Annotated in this window: 15 protein-coding genes; 4 read left to right on the forward strand and 11 right to left on the reverse strand. The window is 67.2% G+C overall.

Features of this window, described 5'->3' with window-relative positions:
* Positions 1-143: 143 nt before the first annotated feature.
* A complete protein-coding gene (locus tag D1643_RS05530; RefSeq protein WP_160709448.1) occupies positions 144-716 on the forward strand; it encodes an NUDIX hydrolase in 573 nt (190 codons plus the stop codon).
* A gap of 536 nt (positions 717-1252) precedes the next feature.
* On the opposite strand, the gene D1643_RS05535 is transcribed toward D1643_RS05530, so the two are convergent.
* The 8 genes from D1643_RS05535 to D1643_RS05570 all read right to left on the reverse strand — a co-directional run bounded on the left by D1643_RS05535 (position 1253) and on the right by D1643_RS05570 (position 14354).
* Positions 1253-6010, reverse strand: a complete 4758-nt coding sequence (locus D1643_RS05535; protein WP_236643402.1) for a 2-hydroxyacyl-CoA dehydratase — start codon at positions 6008-6010, stop codon at positions 1253-1255.
* A 27-nt stretch (positions 6011-6037) separates the two neighbouring features.
* Entirely contained in the window at positions 6038-6676 is a 639-nt protein-coding gene (locus D1643_RS05540; RefSeq protein ID WP_160709450.1) for a TetR/AcrR family transcriptional regulator, read from the reverse strand.
* Positions 6677-7970: 1294 nt separating this feature from the next.
* On the reverse strand, positions 7971-8678 hold the full coding sequence (locus D1643_RS05545; RefSeq protein ID WP_160709452.1) for a molecular chaperone: 708 nt from the start codon (positions 8676-8678) through the stop codon (positions 7971-7973).
* Positions 8662-9141 carry a DUF4405 domain-containing protein gene (locus D1643_RS12040; protein ID WP_160709454.1) on the reverse strand — a complete coding sequence of 160 codons (480 nt, stop codon included), beginning with the start codon at positions 9139-9141 and terminating at the stop codon, positions 8662-8664. The genes D1643_RS05545 and D1643_RS12040 overlap by 17 nt, the downstream gene beginning before the upstream one ends.
* 4 nt (positions 9142-9145) lie before the next feature.
* Entirely contained in the window at positions 9146-9508 is a 363-nt protein-coding gene (locus D1643_RS05555) for a hypothetical protein (RefSeq protein WP_160709456.1), read from the reverse strand.
* Positions 9509-9866: 358 nt separating this feature from the next.
* Positions 9867-11120 carry an NrfD/PsrC family molybdoenzyme membrane anchor subunit gene (nrfD, locus tag D1643_RS05560; RefSeq protein ID WP_160709458.1) on the reverse strand — a complete coding sequence of 418 codons (1254 nt, stop codon included), beginning with the start codon at positions 11118-11120 and terminating at the stop codon, positions 9867-9869.
* Between the two features lie 54 nt (positions 11121-11174).
* Complete coding sequence (locus D1643_RS05565; RefSeq protein ID WP_160709460.1) at positions 11175-11807, reverse strand: 4Fe-4S dicluster domain-containing protein; 633 nt, start codon at positions 11805-11807, stop codon at positions 11175-11177.
* Positions 11808-14354: a molybdopterin-dependent oxidoreductase gene (locus tag D1643_RS05570; RefSeq protein WP_160709462.1), complete on the reverse strand. Its 2547-nt coding sequence runs from the start codon at positions 14352-14354 to the stop codon at positions 11808-11810. It abuts the gene before it with no gap.
* A 394-nt stretch (positions 14355-14748) separates the two neighbouring features.
* Here D1643_RS05570 and D1643_RS12050 point away from each other — a divergent pair, with 394 nt between their 5' ends.
* Positions 14749-14880 (forward strand): hypothetical protein, encoded by a 132-nt coding sequence (locus D1643_RS12050; protein ID WP_255478053.1) that lies wholly within the window; start codon positions 14749-14751, stop codon positions 14878-14880.
* 314 nt (positions 14881-15194) lie between these two features.
* On the opposite strand, the gene D1643_RS12055 is transcribed toward D1643_RS12050, so the two are convergent.
* The 3 genes from D1643_RS12055 to D1643_RS05585 form a co-directional block, all read right to left on the reverse strand.
* Complete coding sequence (locus D1643_RS12055; RefSeq protein ID WP_160709465.1) at positions 15195-15749, reverse strand: Abi family protein; 555 nt, start codon at positions 15747-15749, stop codon at positions 15195-15197.
* A complete protein-coding gene (locus D1643_RS12060) occupies positions 15733-16155 on the reverse strand; it encodes an Abi family protein (protein WP_160709468.1) in 423 nt (140 codons plus the stop codon). The genes D1643_RS12055 and D1643_RS12060 overlap by 17 nt, the downstream gene beginning before the upstream one ends.
* 96 nt (positions 16156-16251) lie before the next feature.
* Positions 16252-18402, reverse strand: a complete 2151-nt coding sequence (locus D1643_RS05585; RefSeq protein WP_160709470.1) for a Tex family protein — start codon at positions 18400-18402, stop codon at positions 16252-16254.
* A 193-nt stretch (positions 18403-18595) separates the two neighbouring features.
* Between D1643_RS05585 and D1643_RS05590 the strand changes: the two genes are divergently transcribed.
* Both D1643_RS05590 and D1643_RS05595 read left to right on the forward strand, forming a co-directional pair.
* Positions 18596-18733 carry a hypothetical protein gene (locus D1643_RS05590; protein ID WP_160709472.1) on the forward strand — a complete coding sequence of 46 codons (138 nt, stop codon included), beginning with the start codon at positions 18596-18598 and terminating at the stop codon, positions 18731-18733.
* 292 nt (positions 18734-19025) lie between these two features.
* Positions 19026-21987: hypothetical protein (locus D1643_RS05595; protein ID WP_160709474.1), on the forward strand; the 2962-nt coding region annotated here is incomplete at its 3' end.

Genomic DNA, 21987 nt, shown 5'->3' on the forward strand with positions numbered 1-21987 from the left:
CGCCCGCAGAGGCGCCCCGCGGCCCCAGCCTGCGGCCAAGGGCTCGCCCGGCCCGTCACGCCCGCCGGCAAGCCCGCCCGCAGCGCTCGCCTGGCGCGCCGCCTCCCGTCGCACTGCCCCTCGCCCGCCTCGAAAGGACCGCCATGACCCTCATCGACGACCTCCGCGCCTACGAGCCGTTCAACGAGCAGGAGGCCGTCGACAAGCCCGTCATCCTGCGCGCCCTCGAAGCCGGGCCCGCCTGTCTCGACCGAGCGGCGCTCGCCCACCTCGCCTGCTCCATCTGGACGGTCGACCCCATGTTCACACGTACGCTGCTCGTCTACCATAACCTCTACGACTCCTGGAGCTGGATCGGCGGCCACGCCGACGGCGAGACCGACCTGGCAGCCGTCGCCCTGCGCGAGCTGGCCGAGGAGACCGGCGTCACCGACGCGCGGCTCGTCCCCTGCGGGCCCGGCGGCATCTACTCGATCGAGGTGCTCACCGTCAACGGCCACGAGAAGCGCGGGAGCTACGTCGGGTCTCACCTGCACCTCAACGTGACGTACCTGGCCATCGCCGATCCCTCGGCGCCGCTGCGCGTCAAGCCCGACGAGAACTCGGGCGTGTGCTGGGCACCCCTCGACGACGCCATCGCGCTGTCCACCGAGCCGTGGATCCGCAACCGCATCTACCGCAAGCTCATCGCCAAGCTCGCCACCATCCCGCGCTAGCGCCGCCGCACTCCAGCCCCGCATGCCATAGCAGCCGTCAGCACGTCCCAGCCAGGCCTTGCCAACGCTCCCTTGCATGATTTTTCGGCTTTTTTGGTCATTTGCTTCGAAATTCCGACCCGCCTGGGACTCGCACGGCTTCACCTGGAAGCGTTTCCCCTGGTCGGCTATGGACGCTCCGGAAGCAAACCGCTTTCGGAGCCTCGTTTGGCCGTCGATGCCTCGGAATTTCGAAGTAAATGGCCAAAAACCGCGCATCGCGCTGCAGCCCTCTCGCGCCCTAGAACCACGCGAGGGCGGCAGCCGGAATTCCAGCCACCCCCACCTGCAGGCGCCGCACGCGCACGCCGCGCCCGGGCACCTGGGCGCGGCGCCCCCTCGCCCGACCGTCCATCGCGCCCAGGCGACGCCCAGCGACCCGCGATCCCGCGATCCTGCGCCCCGCACGCAAAAAAACGCCCGCCCTCCCGCCATCAGGCGAACGAGAGCGGGCGCTCCCAGGCCCCAAAGGCACCGCGCGAGGCGACTTGGCGGCGCTACTCCGCCGTGGCGGTCTCCACCTCCACGGAGCCCAGCTTCTCGGTGGCGGGCCCGGGCCGCCCCGCGCCGACGAAGGCATCCCGCGCCCCGCGGGCCTCGCGCTCCTTCTCGGCCAGGTTCGCCTTGGCCACCGCGATCATCAGCTTGATGCGGTTGAGTTGATTGACCTCGGATGCGCCGGGATCGTAGTCCACCGCCACGATGTTGCTCTCGGGGTACTGGCGGCGCAGCTCCTTGATGACGGCCTTGCCCACCACGTGGTTGGGCAGGCACGCGAAGGGCTGGGCGCACACCACGTTGGGCGTGCCCTCGCGGATGAGCTCCACCATCTCAGCGGTGAGCAGCCACCCCTCGCCCATGGAGTTGCACAGCGACAGGATCTGCTCGGCGTAGTCGGCCAGCTCGTAGATGTCGGTCACCGGCTCGAAGCGCTGCGAGCGGCGCAGGGCGTCGTTGACCGGCTTGCGGAACTTCGCGATGGCCTGAAGGGCGATCTTCGACCCCACGGCGCCCTTCGGCGAACGCCCGAGCGGATCCTTCTGGAAGATGGCGCCGGCGATGCCGAACAGGAAGAACTCGATGAGCCCGGGTACCACGGCCTCGCAGCCCTCGCGCTCGATGACGTCCACCAGCTGGTTGTTGGCCGTGGGATGGAACTTCACGAGGATCTCGCCCACCACGCCCACGCGCGGCTTGGTGCCCTCGCCGGCCAGCGGCAGGGTGTCGAAGTCTCCGACGATCTGGCGCACCGTGCGCTTGAACTCGCCGTAGGTGACGCCCCGGTGCAGCTGGCCCTTGCACGCGGCCATCCAGTGGTCGAACAGGCGCGTGGCGCTGCCCGGCTCCACCTCATAGGGGCGCGTGCGGTACAGGCACATCATGAGCAAGTCGCCGTAGCACAGCGCGTAGAGGGCTTGGAGCAGCATCTTCGGCGTGATCTTGAAGCCGGGGTTCACCTCGCCCAGGTCCTTGAACGACAGCGCGATGACGGGGATGTGCTCGAGCCCCACCGCCTTGAGCGCCTTGCGGATGAGCGCGATGTAGTTGGTGGCGCGGCAGCCGCCGCCCGTCTGGGTGATGAGCACGGCCAGCTTGTCGGTGTCATACTTGCCGGAGAGCACCGCCTCCATGATCTGGCCCGTGACCAGGATGGACGGGTAGCAGATGTCGTTGTTGACGAACTTGAGGCCCGCGTCCACCGCGCCATGGTCCACCGACGGCAGCAGCTCCACGTTGTAGCCGAAGCGCTGGAAGATGTCGATGAGCAGGTCGAAGTGGATGGGCGCCATCTGCGGCGCGAGGATGGTGTAGCCGGCCTCCTTCATCTCCTCGGTGAACTGGGGGCGCGCGAACTCGGTGGAGACGCCCTCGCGCTGCTCGACCTCGGCGGCGCGCACCACGCCGTCGGCCTTCTCGGTGAACGAGGCGGGCACGAGCTTGTCCAGGTCGTCCAGGTTGATGGACGCCGCCGGGCAGGCGCGGTTCGCGGCGCGCGCGTCAGCATCGGCCTCGGCGTCGCGGTCGGCCTGGTCCTTGAGCGCGGCGAGCAGGCTGCGCACGCGGATACGAGCGGCGCCGAGGTTGGACACCTCGTCGATCTTGAGCACCGTGTACACCTTGCCGGCCGCCTCGAGCACCTCTTGGACCTGGTCGGTGGTGAGCGCGTCCAGGCCGCAGCCGAAGGAGTTCAGCTGGATGAGGTCGAGGTCGCGCCGCTGAGTGACCACCTTCGCCGCCGCATAGAGGCGCGTGTGGTACATCCACTGGTCCACCACGCGGATGGGACGCTCCAGCTGGCCCAGGTGCGCCACGGAGTCTTCCGTGAGCACGGCCAGGCCGAAGCTGGTGAGCAGCTCGGGGATGGCGTGGTTGATCTCCGGGTCGTTGTGGTAGGGGCGGCCCGCCAGCACGATGCCGCGGGTGCCGGTCTCCTCCATCCAGGCGAGCGTCTCCACGCCCTTAGTGCGCATGTCGCGCTTGAAGGCCTCGTCCTCAGCCCAAGCGGCCTCCACCGCCGACGCCACCTCATCGGCCGTGAGCGGCGCGCCGTGGCGCCCGGCGGCCGCGGCCAGGTTCTGGCCCAGCTCCACGAACAGGCGGTTCTTCAAGTGCTCCTTGCTGTCGTAGGGCAGCCACGGGGTGAGCAGCGACACGTCGCCGCCGCGCAGCTCGTCGATGTTGAGGCGCAGCGCCTCGGGGTAGCTGGCCACGATGGGGCAGTTGAAGTGGTTGCCCGCGGTCTCGTCCTCCTGACGCTCCCACTTCGAGCAGGGCATCCAGATGAAGTCGGGCTTCTTGGCCAGCAGGTTCATGATGTGGCCATGGGAGAGCTTGGCCGGATAGCACACGCTCTCGGAGGGCATGGACTCGATGCCGGCCTCGTAGGTCTTCTTCGTGGACGGGTCGGAGAGCACCACCCGGTAGCCGAGCTGGGTGAAGAAGGTGAACCAGAACGGGTAGTTCTCGTACTGGTTGAGCGCGCGCGGGATGCCCACGGTGCCGCGGGGAGCGTCCTCGGGCGCGAGCGGCTCGTAGTGGTCGAACAGGCGGCGGCTCTTGTACTCGAAGAGGTTGGGCACCTCCGAGGCGGCCTTGCCCGTGCCCAGGCTCTCGCCCTTCTCGCAGCGGTTTCCGGTGATGAAGCGGCGGTTCTTGCCCGTGGCCTCGTCCTTGCCGAAGTCGTTGACGGTGAGCAGGCAGGCGTTGGAGCAGCCCTTGCAGCGCACGGTCTTGTGGGTGGGGGCGAGCGCCTCGATGGCCGCGAGCGAGAGCAGCCCGCTCACGGGAACCTTCGGGCCCACATCCGGTGACAGGGGCATGTTCTCAGCATGGCGGCGCGCATCCTCGTAGCGGTCGCGGGCCAGGAGCGCCGCGCCGAACGCGCCCATGTTGCCGGCGATGTCGGGACGCACAGCGTCCACCTCGGAGAGCTGCTCGAAGGCGCGCAGCACCGCGTCGTTCAGGAACGTGCCGCCCTGGACGATCACCTTGGTGCCCACGTCGTGCGGATCGCGGATCTTGATGACCTTGAACAGCGCGTTCTTGATGACCGAGATAGCCAAGCCCGCGGCGATGTCGCCCACGGTGGCGCCTTCCTTCTGGGCCTGCTTGACGCGCGAGTTCATGAACACAGTGCAGCGGCTGCCCAGGTCAACCGGGCTTTCGGCGCGGATGGCGGTCTCGGCGAACGCGGCCACGTCGAGGTTCAGGCCGGACGCGAACGACTCGATGAAGCTGCCGCAGCCCGACGAGCAGGCCTCGTTGAGCATGATGTGGTCGATGACGCCGTCCTTCACGCGCAGGCACTTCATGTCCTGGCCGCCGATGTCCAGGATGAACTCCACCCCGGGCAGCATCTCCTGGGCGCCGCGCAGGTGGGCCACCGTCTCGATCTCGCCGGAGTCCACGCGCAGGGCCTCGAGCAGGAGCCCCTCGCCGTAGCCGGTCACCGTGGCGTGGCCGATGGTCACGAGCGGCTCGCCCGTGACGGGGTCGGCCGGCAGCGCGCGGTACAGGTCGGCGAGCGCCGCCTTCGCGCAGCCGAGCACGTCGCCTTTGTTGGACGCATAGGTGGACCACAGCAGCGCGCCGTCCTGGCCGATGAGGGCCGCCTTGAAGGTGGTCGAGCCGGCGTCGATGCCGAGGAACGCCATCCCGCGGTAGTCCACGAGGCTCGCGCGGCGCACGCGCTCGGCGTCGTGGCGGGCCTTGAACGCGGCGTAGGCCGCGTCGTCGGCGAACAGCGGCGCCAGGCGCACCACCTCCGAGCCCTGCAGGTCGCCCAGGCTCTCCAGGCGCGTGAGGATGTCGGCCAGCCGCTCGGGGGCCGCGCCGGCCTCGGCACCGGCGATGGCGCAGCCCGACGCCACGAACAGGTGCGCATTCTCGGGCACGAGGATGTGATCCTCATCGAGCGCAAGCGTCTCGTAGAAGCGGTTGCGCAGCTCGGGCAGGTACTGGAGCGGACCGCCCAGGAAGGCGACGTTTCCCCTGATGGGACGCCCGCAGGCCAGACCCGAGATGGTCTGGGTGACCACCGACTGGAAGATGGACGCGGCGATGTCCTCCTTGCGCGCGCCCTCGTTGAGCAGCGGCTGCACGTCGGTCTTGGCGAACACGCCGCAGCGGCTGGCGATGGGATAGATGGTGGTATGGCTCTTGGCCAGCTCGTTGAGGCCGCCTGCGCCGGTGTTGAGCAACGCGGCCATCTGGTCGATGAACGCGCCCGTGCCGCCGGCGCAGGTGCCGTTCATGCGCTGCTCGATGCCGTTGTCGAAGTAGATGATCTTCGCGTCCTCGCCGCCAAGCTCGATGGCCACGTCGGTGCGCGGGATGAAGGTCTCCACGGCCGTCTTGGACGCGATGACCTCCTGCACGAACTCGATGCCGAGCCACTGGGACAGCAGCAGGCCGCCGGAGCCGGTGATGGCGATGGTCATGGCCTCGTCGGGGAACTGGGCCGCGGCCTCGCGCAGCACCTCGATGATGGTGGCGCGCACATCGGCGTGGTGCCGGCGGTACACCGCCCAGCGCACCTCGCCTGCCGCGTCGAGCACGGCCAGCTTCACCGTGGTGGAGCCCACGTCGATGCCGATGCGCAGGGCGTTCGGGTCGACGGGCGCGGGCGCGACGCCAGCGGCCGCGGTATCGCCCACCTCGCCCGCAGCCTCCACGCGGGTCACGCGCATGACGGCGGGATCGACGGCGCCATCGCTCGTGATCTGCACGTACTTGCTGGTCTTCGTTCGCTTCATGGTTTCTCTAACCCTCCCTTGTTCGCGTTAGAGCTCGATGGATTCGCCGGGCTTGATGAACAGCAGGCGCAGCGCAATGACGGCCATCTCCTCGGATGACTCCGCCATGCCCGTCTCAAGCCAGCGGGTGATGACGCCCAGGTAGGCTGACGCGTAGAACGCCACGTAGTAGTTCACGAAGGGCGTGGGGTTCTCGCGGTAGCGGTCGTGCAGGATGTTCTCGATGAGGTCGGTGCACACGACGTCGCGCAGGCGCGGGGCGAACCGGATGTCGCCGCCGGGCCCCATCACCGCGTGCAGAAAATCGGCCTGGTCACGCAGGTAGTCGAACAGCTCCACGAGAAACGGGAGCGGGGCGCGGCCGACGCGGATGCGCAAGAGCTCCGCGAGCGAGAGCTGCTGCATGGACACGCGGAAGCGCTCGAGGTCGGCAACGACCTCGTCCTCCAGCGTGAGGAGCAGGTCCTCCTTATCGCGGAAGTGGTTGTAGAACGTGCCGCGGTTGAGGTCGGCGCGGGCACACAAGTCGTTGACCGTGAAAGCCTCGTAGCCGCGCTCCTCCATGAGCGCGATGAGCGCGTCGCGCAGCGCCCGCTTCGAGCGGACGATGCGCCGATCCTCCCCCGCCGCGATGGGCGACGCGCAGGTCTCGAGCGTGGTGGCCATTGGTTCCCTTCGTTATCTTGCACATCACGAACAAAAATCAACACCCTGTTCATTACCGCGCATTGTACTCGGAACCACCATCCGCCGCAACCATCGCGGCTGCCGCGGCCGCCGCGGCCGCACGGGGTTTCTGCACACTTTTGACGACTTTGCGACGCAAAGGCACCCTGGGCAGGCATCCGAGAGCCCCTCGCCAGCCGCAGGAAGAGCAGCCACCGAGGCCCACCTGGGGAAATGCGGACGGCCGCCCGTCGATGAAGGGCAGGAAGGGCGGCGGCGCGTCGCAAAGTCGTCAAAAGTGTGCGGAATGTTGGGGGGGCGGGATGGGGAGGCGAGTGCGAGAGAGCGGGAACGGGACGAGCGGGGCGGGCGGGATGGGAAGGTGGGTGCGAGGGGATGGAAGGCGCGGAGCGGACAGCGAGGTGAGGCCGGACGAAGGCTTGGCAGGGCAAGCGAGGCAGCGGGCTTGATGCGGGGACGGGGAGGTGGCAGCAGATGCGAGGTGGGGCGGTGGGACGAGGACGAGACGGCGGAGAGCAAGGCAGAGCGGCGGGAGCGGGACGGGTAAAGCGGGGCAACGACGCCTCCCAGAGGGCGAGGCGGAGCGGGCGTATCGCGGGGGGGAGCGACGAGGCGAGGCCGGACGAAGGCTTGGCAGGGCGAAGCAGAAGAGGGTTGGACGGGGCAGGGACGCGAGAGTGCGGGGGTGCGAGGTGGGTATGAGACAGGAGGGCAAGAACAGGCACAAGGCTGAACGGAGTGGGACGGAGCGGGCGTATCGCGGGGGCGACGCGGTGAGGCCGGGCGAAGGCTTGGCAGGGCAAGCGAGGCAGCGGGCTTGACGCAGGGACGGGGGGCGGCAGATGCGAGATGGAGCGAAGCAAGGCAGGACGGCGGGACGGGGCGAAAGCGAAAGGCGGGAGCAGGGGCGCGAGGGTGCGGGGGTGCGAGGCGGGTACGGTGCGGCGCAAGGCGGAACGGAGCGGAACAGGACGAGAGCAAGGCGGGAGCCGACAAGGCAGGACGGCGGGCGCCTCGGGAGGATCCGGATTTCTGGCCAAAAGCACCATGGTTTACGCAACAACGTGCCCACGGGAAGCAAAGCGGCCGGAGCTGACCTGGGGAAACGCCGCCTGCGCCGCTCCGAGACGCCGAAGAATCGCGTAAACCGCGGTGTTTTTGGCCAGAAACTCGAAACCCGCCGCACCTGGGCGTCCAAACGAAAAGGCCCCGGCGTGAACCGGGGCCCGCGTACTGCAGCGCACGAAACCGGCGCCGACGGTCACGCCAGTCGCTATGCCGCGACGAACGCCTTCAGCAGGCTGCCAGCCTGGGGGTAGAAGCCCAGGCGCGCGTCCTCGGCGGCCTTGTCGGCGAAGCGCGGCGTCCAGGTGCGAACGTGCTCGTCCATGAACTGGTCGTACGCTGCCGCAGGCGAGCCGCCAGGCAAATCGGCCGAGGCCACCACGTCACCCGGCTCGCCCTCGTCTGCGTCCTCCACGGGATCGCCCGCCTCAGCGGCCGCATCCACGGCAGCACGCAGGGCCAGGTACTCCAGCAGCTCGAACTCGGTGGCCACATGATCGAGCGGCTCGTTGGTACCCTCGGGACGACCCAGGCCGCAGGCCTTGCAGAAGCGCTCCACGTCCATGGAGTGCGGGTTGACGAACAGGAGCGCCTGCACGCCGTCATCGGCGGCGCGCCAAACGCCCTCGTAGGGGCTGCACAGCGGCTCAGGCGCGCCCACGAACAGGCGCGTGGCCTCGGCACGCAGGGCGTGCTTGAGCTCGTCGGGGTCATCGACGGCCGCAGCCTCAGCGGCGCCGGGAGCGCCGTCAGCGGGCCAGGCGAGCCCCAGGGCGCCGGCTATCTCCTCGGCCGCCTCGCCCCACTCGCCGCTGGCGATGGCGCCCACGAGCACGTCATCGGGATAGCGGAAGCTCAGGGCGAGCAGCTCGCACAAGGCCGCGCGGGCCTGCCAGGTATCAGCGGTCACGGTCATGTTCGGTCTCCTTCTTCGCGGAGGGCTTTTTCCTCTGCAGCAAACGATACGCCATTCCAGCGTTCAGGAACAGGTGAATCAGAAGGAGCGCAAGAAGCACCTTAGCCGACACGGCGTGCAGCGGATTCCAGAAGTAGTAGCCCTCGGCGTACAGGCCGAAGGCAGGCAGCACCGCGCCCGACACCATCACGCCCGACACCACGCACACCATGAGCGCCACGGCCAGCAGCACCGCCAGCACGGCACGGGCCACGCGAGCGGGCGTAGCGCGGCGCGCGGCTCCGTCGGACGCCGGCGCGCGCTTGAGGATGACCTGGTACAGATGCTGGGCCAGGTGCACGGCCAGCACCACGAACACGGCCAGGCCGAGCCACTCGTGAAAGGCCACCCCCGTGAGCGAGGGCAGCGAGACGATGACGTAGGCGACGAGCGCCACCGCATCGACGGCAAGCTTTCCGCGCACAAGATCACCTGACCTTTCGAATGACGAAGGCAAGCGCGATGACGAGCGCCACCGGCATGAGAATCCAGAGGTTGAGGCTCGCGTCAGAGGCCTGGTGGTAACGGCCAAGCAGCGTGTCCCACGCGTGGCACTCGACGGAGGCGCAGCCGGCCTCGGGGCAGGTCATCTCATGGACGCCGTCGGGCTCGGGCACATCATCGAACCCGTGGCACGTCCCGCTCGCGCAGCCGGTGGCCGGGCAGGGCGAGTCTGCGGCGATGGGCACGGGCAGCGGCGCGGTTCCCGGCTGAGCGAGCGCGCCGGCCCCCAGCACACAGGCACCGATGAGCGCCAGCGCCGCAAGCGTAATCAGCAGCTTCTTCCCCATGGGCGAAACCTTCTCTCATCTCGGCAGGCAGCGACCCACCGGTCGACTCGTCGCACGCTCCCCCCCCCACGCCGCATGCGACCCACTCGCATTATGACAGCCCTCTTAATGTATGACAAGCTATGACAAAAGGGGCGGATCGGAGGAGGGAGAATCCGATCCGCCCGAAAAGGGAGGGCTTGCGGAGAGCACGGAGGACGGGATCAGGCCAACTCGCCCTCCGTGCCAGGCACGCGCCCACGCCCAGCGCCAGAGGGGAAGGCGCCCGGCGGGCAAGGGGCGTCTGAAGGGCAGCCCCCCCGACAGCGCGCCTCAGGTAAAACCCTGAGGCGCGCCGCCATGGGAGGGAACGGGCGCGCTAGTCCTGCGGGCGCAGGGGCAGGAACTTGAGGCCCAGCAGGAAGACGAGGACGGCGAGGGCGACGACGCCGAGCGCCACGCCCCACTCGATGGGGGCCGGCCAGTAGACCATGCCCTGGTAGGCGGCGGCCAGGCCGGACTCCCAGTTGGTCACGGTCATGGGGCCAGAGGCGGCGGCGTAGTCAGCCAGGTTGGCGATCTGGAAGCCGCCGACGAGGATCTGGACGCGCTTGCAGAGGATAGCGAGGATGGCGAGCGCCGAGGCGAGCGCGATGAGGCCGGGGCGGCGCAGCGACGGCGTGAAGCAGATGACCGCGGCGGCGGCGCAGCCGACGACCTCCACCCAGAAGAAGGGCGCGAGCGGGCCGGAGACGAGCATGGCGACGACCTCGGCGCCCGAGGCGCCCGGGAAGGCCTCGGTCAGGAGGTCGCAGCCGAAGAAGTACAGGTCCACCACCACGAAGGCGCCCAGCAGCTTCACGAGCTTGACGAGGCTCTCGCGGGAGAGCTCGAGGTAGCCGGCGCGGGAGAGCGCCATGCACACCAGCGTCACGAGGCCGGTGCCGCACACGAGCGCCGAGCTCACGAACCAGGGGGCCAGCAGCGCCGTGTGCCACATCTCGTGGGACTGCTGAAGGCCGAAGATCCAGGCGGTCACGGAGTGGACGAGCACGGCGCACACGAGGGCCACGACCGAGATCACGCGCAGCGCCGTACTCGACACCCTGCCGGCCTCGGCCCGCACCTGGGCCCAGAGGTAGGCGCAGGAGAGGATCAGGTAGGTCGCCAGCACGATGATGTCCCACATGAGGGGGCTCCCCAGGTTGGAGTACGCGAACAGCTCCCACACGCGCAGCGGCTGGCCGAGGTCGACCACCACGAAGCCGATCGCGGCCACCGTGGCCGCGATCGAGCTCATGACGGCCACCTTGGAGATGCCGCCGAAGCCCTTGATGCCGAGGGCCTTGGGCACCGACGAGATGATGAGGCCGCCGGCCGACAGGCCCACGAAGAACATGAACATCGTGATGTAGAGGCCCCAGCTGTCGAGGTTCCTCATCGCGGTCTGCGCCATGCCGCCCGTGAGCTGCATGGCCCACAGGGCCAGGCCGGCCACGGTGAGCACGCCGGCGACGGCGATGCCCGCGTTGAGGCCCTTCCCGCCCCAGGCCGCGGCCTTGGCGCCGGCCGCCTCGGGCACGGTGGCGGCGAAGTTGTCGTCGAGAACGGCGACGTTGCTAGTATCAGTCATAAGTATCTCCTTCAGAAGGCGGCGCGCCAGGCAGGCAGCGCGCCGCGTCAGGAATTACACCAGGTAGTACACGGACGGCTTGGTGCCGCGGTCCTCGAGCAGCTGCTTGTAGGAGCGGCTCGCGATGAGCTGGGAGACCTCGGAGTCGGGGTCGTCCAAGTCGCCCCAGAACCGGGCGCGGCCGATGCACAGGTGCATGCACGCGGGCTCGACGCCCTGGGACGTGCGGTGGTAGCAGAACGTGCACTTCTCCACCACGTGCTTCTGATGCTCGGGCACATCCTTTCCGCCCGTGGCGTAGTCCATGTGGTACTGCGGATCCTCCCAGTTGAACGACCGCACGCCGGTGTAGGGGCAGGCGCTCATGCACATGCGGCAGCCGATGCACTTGTCGTAGTCCTGGCGCACGACGCCGGTGTCGGGGTCGCGGTAGGTGGCGCCGACGGGGCATACCTTCGCGCAGGCCGGGTTCTCGCAGTGCTGGCAGGAGGTGGGCAGGAAGCTCAGCTTGAGGTTGTCAGGATACGAGCCGCCCACCATGTCGAAGCCCATCTCCCCGCCGTTATCGGTGAGGATGCGGTTCCACCACACGTCGTTGGGGAGGTTGTTCTCCAGCTTGCACGCCATGGCGCACACGTGGCACCCGACGCATTTCTTGGTGTCGATCACCATTCCGTAGTGAGTCATTTACTTCACCTCTCCCTCGTACTTGCGCACCTCGACCAGCGTGTCATCGAACGAGCTGTTCTGATGCATCGTATTCAGGTGGTCGTTAGTCAGCTCCTGGTAGCTGCCGGCCACGTACAGCTCGCGCGGCCAGCCCTTCGGGGACGAGACCATGCCCGGGCGCACGCCCATATCGAACTTGGCCTTGCAGACGCAGTGGCCGCGGTCGTTGTAGGCCTCCACGTAGTCTCCCTCGGCGATGCCGCGGGCCTCCGCGTCCACCGGGTTCATGCGCAGGTAGGGCTCGGGGTCGAGCTCGCGCAGGATGGGCGCGTAGTTGAACTGCGTGTGCATATGCCAGCGGGTGCGCTCGCAGTAGTGGTAGAGGGGGTACTTCTTGAACTCCTCGCTCTCGTCGAACGCCTCGCTCGGCGTGTGGTACGTCGCCAGGTGATAGAAGTCCTTGTCGATGGGCTTGCCGATGTTGATGCGGGCGCCAGGGTTCTCCACGTAGAACTCCAGGCGGCCGGAGAGCGTGGGGAAGCGCTGGTCGGGCCAGTGCACCCAGTTCTCGTCACGGTCGGCGATAACGCCCTTCTCGCGCAGGTTGTCCAGGTTGATGCCCAGCTTCTCCCCAGCAGGGGTGTCGACGATGACTCGCATCATCTCCTCGTTGCTCTTGGAGTAGAACTTCGAGCACGCCTCATTGCCGAGGTGGTTAGCGATCTCGCGGAAGATGTCCACGTCCTCCTTGGCCTCGCCGATGGGCTCGACCACCTTCCCCGCCATGTTGATGAAGGGAACGTGCGAGGCGCCCTGGATCCACTCGTACTCGAAGTAGTGGGTGCACGGCAGGACGATGTCGCTGTAGTGGACGGTGTCGGAGAACTCGAGGTCGTTCGTCACGATGCAGTTGATCTTGGGAAGCATCTCCTCGATGATCTTGCGCTGCGCCGCATAGCTGCCCACCGGGTTGGCGCCGACGTTGTACAGCAGGCGCACCGGGAACTCCTTGCCCAGGTACTGGCCCGTCTGCAGGATCTCGTTGAACGCCAGCCACGGGATGTCGTTGGCCAGGCCCTTCAGGCCGTTGGGGAACAGGTCTGGCGAGCGGTTGAGGTAGGGCTTGTCCTTGCCCAGATGTCCGATGGAGGCGCCCTTCTTGCCGATGTTGCCGGTAAGCGCCGCCATGGTGGCCCAGGTCATGCCCATGACCTCGCAGTTATCGTAGAGGTGGTAGCCCGCGTAGATGGTGGACGGGGTGTCCAGGGCGTACATGCGCGCCAGCTCGACGATGGTGTCGGCCGGCACCTCGGTCATCTTCTCTGCCCACTCCGGCGTGTACTGGGCCACGTGCTCCTTGAGCAGGGTCCAGGCCGTGGTCACCGCGACACCGTTGACGTCGTAGGTTCCCTCCAGCGCCGGGTTGGCCACATCGTTCAGGCCGCCCGATGCGTTCGCGTCGGCGTCCCACACCACGTAGATGGCCGTCTGCTCGTCCGTCGGAATCTTGTTGGCCTTGGAGGACTGGAGCAGGAGCATGCCGGAAAACGGATACTCGGGAAGCTCCAGGGGCCCCGCCTCGCCGAAGTCGGTGCTGCGCAGGAAGTGGCCGTTATCGGCGCGGACGAGCAGCGGAGCGCAGGTCTTGTCGCGCAGGAACTCCTCGTCGTACCACTCGTTCTCGATGATGACGTTGAGGATGGCGAGCCCGAGCGCCGGGTCGGTGCCGGGCTTGATGGGCACCCACTTGGTGGCCTGGGCGGCCGCGATGGTGTAGGTGGGGTCGATGACCACCAGGTTGGCGCCGGCGTCCTTAGCCTCCATGCAGAAGTGCCAGTTGTGCGGCTGGGAGTTAGGCGGGTTGGTGTCCCAGATGAAGAGCGTCTTGGCGAAGCGGTAGTCGCCGGCCATGTTGCGCTGGTTGAAGTCCCAGCCACCGCCCGTGACCTGGCCGATGCCATGGAGATCGCCATAGTCGAGGCACACGTCCATGGTAGTGTAGCCGTTGACGTTGGCGAAGCTGTTACCCGTGAAGGAGCCGCCGTAGACGCCGAAGGAGTTGCCCGCCGAGCACAGGAAGAAGTTCGAGCGGGGGCCGTAGTTCTCGGTATTGTAGTTGAGGGTGTCGGCGACCAGCTTGGCAGCCTCGTCCCAGGACAGGCGCTCCCACTCGTCGTTGCCGCGGTTCTCGACATGGGGCTCTTCCATCGTCCACGTCTTGCGCTTCATCGGATAGAGCACGCGGTTGAAGTCATAGAGGCGGTTCGCGTGGCTGAAGCCACGGTTGCAGATGCGCTCGTACGCCGGATAGGGAATGTTCTCGTTGGCGCGAATGTTCACCATGCGCCCCTCGCGGACGGTGGCCACCAGCGAGCAGGTACCCTGGCAGTTGCAGCCGCAAACGCACACGACCTCATGCTCGTCAGACGACTCGGCGGCGTTGGCGTCGGCTGCCAGGGCCGTCATGGTTCCTCCGCTTACGGCCGCGGCACCCGCCACGGCTGCGGAGGTCTTGAGAAAGCTTCTGCGGGATATACCCCGGACAGGGGTCTTGGAATCCGACATTCCTCCTCCTTCTCGATCATGAAGAACGCCCCCTGCGCTCTTCCCTCCCCGGGACGAAAGGCGCCATGCATGAGCGCCCGTCCCCTGAGCAGGGCTGGCCCCTCCCCACTCGTTGGGCACAGTGTACGACGATCGTACGATTGTCGCAAGTCATTGCGACAATGTGACTTTATTCTTTTTTCCAGATAATCAAGAAATACCTGGTAGACAGCCTCCTCCTCGCAAAAAGGGCGATCGTGACAAAACCTTCGATTGCTTGTAATACAAACATACATTCGCCTTTATTTCAAGACTTGATTTAAGAACATTTGTTTGAAAAAATGAAAATGCGGGGAGGGATGACCTCTCTGCATAGACCTTCCCTACCGAGGATTCTCGATACCGAGGGGAGGTGATGCAGATGAGTGATTTCCTGGCTTTGATCCAGACGTTTGTAGGAGCAGCCGCGCTTGGCGTGGCAATTCTTGCCCTAAAAGGCGAGAACCCGCCGAATAACGGCGGGAACTCAAACAAACGCGAGGACTAGGCCCCCTCGCAACCGTGGCGCCTCCGGGCGCCACGGCCCCATGGGGCCAAGCCTCTAGGCCGGCTCCATTGTAGCACACCCGAGACTCGGGCAGACTGGCGCCCACGCTGCACCTAAGGCACGCTTTTTTGAAAAGTAACGGGCCTTCGGGACATTTCAAGACGATACGCGTTACCGCGAGAAGCCTCTTCTTGTCCGCGCCCTTCATATGGCATAAGAAAAGCCCGACGCATCGGGCTTTTCCAGGTGTCGGCCGCAGCCTTTCACCGCTTTCAAATACATTCTAACATGAGTGTCAAACTTGCTGACCAGCGCTAGCTGTTACCAACAAACTGTCGAAGGGCGGTCAATTTCCCACGTGCGGTCGTCTTGATAATCTTCGAGTACACGTTGAAAGGGAGCTCCGCCCGATAACGCTCAATGATGGAATCGTATCCAGCAATGAGCTGCCTGCATTCCGTCTTCGAGAAGCCCATGCGACGCAAAAGATAAACGAGCAGCGCGACGTAATCGGTGATATCCGCGAAGTCGACCCCACTCACGCCCGTCTCCTGCTTGAGCAACTGAGAAACGCCCGTATTAACTGCGCCGGTCTGGAATCTGACATCGAGTACGACTGCGTTATGGGCGATAGCGTTACGAAAATCCTTCAGCGCGAATATTATCTCGCCCAGCCTAAGCTCCGAGTCTATGTTCGCGGGCATGCCAAGATCGCCCACGACCTTTGCTTTAACGCGCAGATCGAGGCAACGGAAAAACGCACCGAAGTTGCCGAGCGTCATTACCTCAAAGATAGCCCAAAGGGGAACGTCCTTGTCGGCATCCCGGAAATGCCCGATAACGTCACGGCCTCTATGCCCATAAATCATACCGTCTATTTCTTGCCGAAGGCGCTGCCTCTCTTCCCAAGCCTTCCGATACGCCTTCCCCGTTTTTAGCCCGATAGCCCGTAAGGCTCTTATGCCATATTGTCTCGAAGGACGCCGATCCTGCGTCTTGAACCACCGCCTCCAGCGTGTAGTTCTTCAACGCCGTCTCAATGGCCATGACACGCGGGTAGAACAGCGTTTTGAGCTGGGTATCGAAGTCGTACAGCGCAGCAACTTGGGTAAAATTGGTAATTGGGAGCTTGTTTGCAGCCTTTTTGGCGAATCGGTAGCCTTTGTACCCATGGTAATACCCGATGTTCTTAAGCTTTCGCTTCTGCGAAGAGCCGCTGATAGCTATACCGCTAACGCGAAGATGCTTCATGAGGGAATTGAGAGACTTCGGCACTTCTGCTCCTGATCTACGGACGTGAGGAGGGTCGCTTAATCGCCTTCTTTATATCATGCCGAGGTTCGTAGGGAAGCGGGAAGCGCAGGCGCTCTCCTATTCCCGACCCTTCACCATGGTGAGGGAGATGCGGCCGCGCTGCTGGTCTACGGCGGTCACCCAGACGGTCACGGTGTCGCCCACGGTGACCACCTCGGTGGGATGGCGGACGAAGCGGTCGACCATCTTGGACACGTGTACCAGGCCGTCCTGCTTCACGCCGATGTCCACGAAGGCGCCGAAGTCCACCACGTTGCGCACGGTGCCGGTGAGCTCCATGCCCGGTGCCAGGTCGGCCACGTCGCGCACCGAGCGGCTGAACACCACCGGGGGCGCATCGTCGCGCGGGTCGCGGCCGGGCTTCTCCAGCTCAGCCAGGATGTCGCGCAGGGTAGGCTCGCCCACCCCCAGCTCGGCGGCGAGGGCGCCCACATCCCCCACCCGCGCGGCCAACCCGGCCACGCCGCCGTTGCGCAGCGCCTCGGGCCCCACGCCGGCCCGGCGCAGCACGGCCCGGGCCACGTCGTAGCTCTCCGGGTGTACGCCCGTGGCGTCCAGGGCGTCGTCGCCGTCGGGAATGCGCAGGAAGCCGGCGCAGTTCTGGAACGCCTTGGGCCCCAGCTTGGGCACGCGCTTGAGGTCACGACGGCTGCGGAAGGGCCCGTGCTCATCGCGGTAGGCCACGATGTTGCGCGCCACCGTCCCGCTCACGCCCGCCACGTAGCCGAGCAGGCTCGCGCTGGCGGTGTTGAGGTCCACGCCCACGGCGTTCACCACGCGCTCCACCACGCCGGCCAGCACGCGCCCGAGCTCCGCCTGGTCCAGGTCGTGCTGGTACTGCCCCACGCCGATGGACTGCGGGGGTATCTTCACCAGCTCGGCCAGGGGGTCTTGCAGCCGCCGGCCCAGGCTCAGCGCCCCGCGGGTGGTCACGTCCAGGTCCGGGTGCTCCTGGCTGGCCAGCTCCGACGCCGAGTACACCGACGCGCCGGCCTCGTTGACGATGGTGTAGCGCACGTCCAGCCCGGATTCCTCGATGAAGCCGGCCACCACCTCCTCGGTCTCGCGGCTGCCGGCGCCGTTGCCGATGACGATGGTGTCCACGCCGTGGCGACGCACCCAGTCGGCCAGGGCGCGCTTGGTCTGGGCCGTCTCGCACCGGGGCGGCGTGGGGTAGACGGTGCCGCGGTCGAGCAGGCGCCCGTACTCGTCGATCACCGCCGCCTTGCAGCCGGTGCGGTAACCCGGGTCAAGGGCGAGGATGCGCGCGCCGCGCACCGGGCGCTGGCGCAGCAGTCCCTCGACGTTCTTGGCGAACACGCGGATGGCGTCGGCCTCGGCCCGCTCGGTGAGCTCGGCGCGCATCTCGCGCTCCAGCGACGGCGCGATGAGCCGCTTGTAGCCGTCGGCGACGGCCTCCTCCAGCACCGGAGCCGCGGGGCTGCGGCGGCGCACGACGCGCCGCTCCAGGCGCTCCACAGCCGCGGCGCCGTCCACCCGCACGCGCACCTTGAGCCGCCCCTCACGCTCGCCGCGGTTGACGGCCAGCACCCGGTGGCCGGGAACGCGGCCCAGGCCCTCGGAGAAGTCGCAGTAGGCCGCGTAGGCGACCTGGGCCTCCTCGTCGGCGCCGCGTGCCTCCAAGGCGCCTGACCGGCGCGTGAAGGAGCGCAGGTCGGCCACGTTCTCGGCGTCATCGGCGATGACCTCGGCCACGATGTCGCGGGCGCCTTGCAGCGCGTCGGCAGCCGTGGCGTAGCCGGCCGACGCGTTCACGTAGCGCGCCGCCACGGCCGCCGGGTCGACGCCGTGCGGGTCTTGGGCCAGGATGAGCGAGGCCAGGGGCTCGAGCCCCGCCTCGCGGGCCTTGGACGCGCGCGTGGCGCGCTTCTTGCGGAACGGCTTGTAGAGGTCCTCCACGCGCTGGAGCACCGTGGCCTCCTCCACCTTGACGCGCAAATCGGCCGTGAGCTTGCCCTGCTCGTCGATAGCGCGCAGCACCTCGGCCTTGCGAGCCTCGAGCCCCTCCAGGTAGGCCAGCCGCTCGTCCAGATCGCGCAGGGTCACGTCATCCAGGCCGCCCGTGGCCTCCTTGCGATAGCGCGCGATGAACGGGATGGTGCAGCCCTCGTCCAGAAGGGCCCGCACGGAATCCACCTGCCGGCGCGATATGCCCAGTTCAGACGCGATGACCGAAGATATGTCCACGGGAGCCTCCCTTTCACGGCGCACAAAGCGGAAGCCCCGATTCTACCACGCCCTCCGCGCGCGCTCGTCCCGGCGGGGCGGGTCGGGGGCACCCCGCCCCGCCTATCGCCGAGCGGAGGACGTATGGTTGCGCGAGCAGGGCGGAAGGGGTATATTCGGGCCGAATCCTCAGAGACGAGAGAAGGAGAACCCCATGAGAGAGAGGCGACGGGGATCGCTTCTGCGCTGGGGCCTGGCCGCGCTGCTGGCCGGCGGGATGGTGCCCGCCGCGTTCGCGCTGGCCGCCGGCGACGCGCAGATCACACAGACCCCCCCCCATCGAGCTTTCTGAGCCGCTAGCCGGCTCCACCGCAACCGCAGGAGACCCTCAGGCAGATGATCCTGCGGCCCTCCCCTCCCCAGATGCCTCCCGATCATCGGAGCGTAGCCGGTTCGGCATCAACGTCGCCGGCGGCACGCCGGGCGTCGACTTCGAGTTCGTCGACGACACCTACACGCGCCACGCGCGCACGGGCGGCAACACGCTTGTCGACAATCTGCACAAGCTCGTCATCAAGGGCTCTGCCGAGCTCACGCTTTCCACCGACGGCTTCCCCTCGGCTACCCAGAACGTCACCATCTGGGTGAACCCCGGCGTTCAGGCGAACATCGTCCTGAACAACGTGAACATCGACTCGCCCATCCCCTGCCATATCGAGCGCAACCGCGACGCCGACGGTAAGACCATCGAGCCGAAAACGCGCCTGCGCATCACCCTGGCGGAGAACTCCGACAACACCCTCACCGCCACCGACGGCCGTCAGGGGCCGGGCATCCACTGCGGCGAGGGCACCGAGCTCGTCATCGACGACCATGTCCCCAATGTGACCACCTCCGGCGAGCCCATCAAGATGGATCCCGAGCACTATCCCGGCAAGATCCCCGCAGGCACCACCTTCGTGGGCAACGACGGCAAGACCTACACCGCGGGCACCACCCCCGGCGGCGACCGCCTCTCGCTCCTGGAGAACGCCACGCGAAACGCCTCCAAGGAACTCACCACCGGCAAGCTCACGGTGACGGGCAACAGCCTGGAAGCCGCCATCGGCAGCGTCCAGTACGAAGACGCGGGCGACATGACCTTTAACGGCGGCATCATCACCACCTATGCCCGCGGCGCCGGCAACCAATACGCCTACACGGCCTCCATCGGAGGAGGAGCTGGCGGCAGCGGCGGCAAGATGACCTTCAACGGCGGCGTTATCGAGACATGGACCTCATACCACGGCGCCTCCATCGGCGGCGGCGGGTGGGCCACGTGCTCCGAGGCGAACGCCTACCAGTTCGCAGACACCCTGGGCAACAACCTCGTCCAGACGAACCAGGGAATGCCCCACACGGTGCCTGCCGCCAGCAAGACCTGCGCCGGCGACATCTACATCAACGGCGGCGTGCTGAAGCCCCACGGCGACATGCACGGCAACGCCATCGGCCAGGGATGCTGCTCCTGGAACGAGGGGCACGAGATCGTCATCGCCGGCGGCACGGTGCTCCCCGACACCAGCAAGGCCCTGTCGAAAGGCGGCAATCCCCTTACCGAATGCGTGTCCATGGGTATCGGCGCCCAGGGCGGCGCCGTCAGCGTCATCGGCGGCTCGGTGCGCATCGGCTACGTGGAGAGCACCAAGAGCCAGGAGGGCTTCCAGGCCTTCATCAACGGGCAGCACAGCTACGACTCGGCCTTCGGCGCATGGCCCGTCGACACGAGCCGCAACGACAACCCCGCCGTGTCCATGGTCGCCATCGACCTCATGGCCGAGCTGGCGAAGACCGGCAGCTCCGGCGACAACCCCATCATCGACTGGAACCTCACCGTGGGCGGCATCGACTACCCCTACGGCGCGCCGACCCAGTTCACCGACGGCAAGCTGTACCTGTGGCTGCCCGAGGACGCGATGAAGCAGCAGATCTCGGTCACGCTCACCTACCAAGACGACGACGGCAACGTCCACGAGGTGCTGCCCCTCTTCCGCGAGCCGGGACAGGCCGGCGACCTGCTGAAGCGCTTCCTCGACTTCCAGATCACCGACGAGGCGTACCTGAGGTCGCTGACGAAGTATTACGACGGCACGCCGCTGCCCGCCTACGACCTGTCGGCACCCGGCAACGCCATCACCACGCCCGCGCCAGACAACAAGGTGCTGAACAAGGTGACCGACGAGGCGGGCAACCAGCTGGTGCGGTACTACTACCGGCCCTACGACAAGGTACCCGACGGCGGGACCGACCCCGTGCCCACCGGTCCCGAGACGAGTGACGTCGTCGACGACGGATCGGGCCACCAGGTGACGGTGCTCCCCTCCAACGTCGGCGCCGTGAAGCTCACCATGGTCTCGAAGCAGTACTCGGACGAGAACAGCTCCGACGCCGAGATCGTGGAGTTCGCGAAGAGCTACTGGGGACACCGGGCCTTCCTGTGGGGCGAGATCAAGCCCATCGCCTCGCAGGTGAGCGAGGTCGCCGCCGAGTGGGTCGACGAGACGAACGCGAGCCAGAAGCCGGGCGGCAACGCCCACCCCTCCGACCAGTCGCTCAAGGTGAGCGCCGCCATCAAGCGGGCGGACACCGTGGACGGGAAGCCGGGCAGCGAGGCCACCAAGCCCACGGCCGCCGCCCCCGAGGGCCGCGTGCAGCTCTACGTGGACGGCGAGCCCGTGGGCGATCCGGTGGAGCTGCGCTTCGAGGACGGGAAGGACGCCGACGGCAACGTCATCCTGGGAACCGACGGAAAGCCCGCCTTCCCCAAGAACGCGGAGCGCAAGGGCAGCGACGAGGGCGGCCACTGGACGGAGTTCTCCTACGTGTTCAAGCCCTCGGAGACCGACTACCTGGTGCCCGGCGTGGGCGAGGAGGGCCGCCACGAGGTGTCGCTGCGCTTCCTGCCGCCCTCTGATGACCAGGAGAAGGCCGGCGCCCACGCCAACTACCTGGCCAGCGCCGCCCCCGATGCGGACGAGACGGTGCCGCGGGTGGAGGTGGCCATCGACCCCATCGACCCCAACCCCGTGGTGACGCCCGAGCCCGACCCGGATTGCAAAGACCCCGACGCCCCCGAGCCCGAGGTGTCGACGGGGCCGGGCGAGCCGACCGACCCGGGCGCCGACCCGGGCAAGCCGGGCGACAAGGCGTTCCGCGGCGAGATCGTCACCACCTGGGGCGAGCCGACCGCGGACAACCCGCACCCCGGGCGCGTGCTGCTGAAGGTGACGACGCCCTCGTCGGGGCCGATCAGCGTGACCGACGCCAGGGGCAACGTGTTCGAGGCGGACTTCGTGAGGGACGCCGAGGGCAACCCGGTGCGGGGCGAGGACGGCTCCTACACCCTGGTGCTCGACCCGACGGCGGTGGGCAAGGGCGAGCTCACCTTCAGGCAGGAGCCCAACGGGGCCTACACCGGCAGCACCTGGGCCTACGACGTCACGGTGCTCCCGCAGCCCGAGATAGCGCCGGCGCCGGCGCTGGCCAAGAAGGCCGAGAACCTCACGCACCCGGGCGGGCCCACCCAGCCCGGCGACCGCATCCGCTACACCATCACGGCCTCCAACG

Origin of the sequence: Enterorhabdus sp. P55, assembly GCF_009911695.1 — a bacterium.
In the GTDB taxonomy this organism is placed as follows: Bacteria; Actinomycetota; Coriobacteriia; order Coriobacteriales; family Eggerthellaceae; genus Enterorhabdus.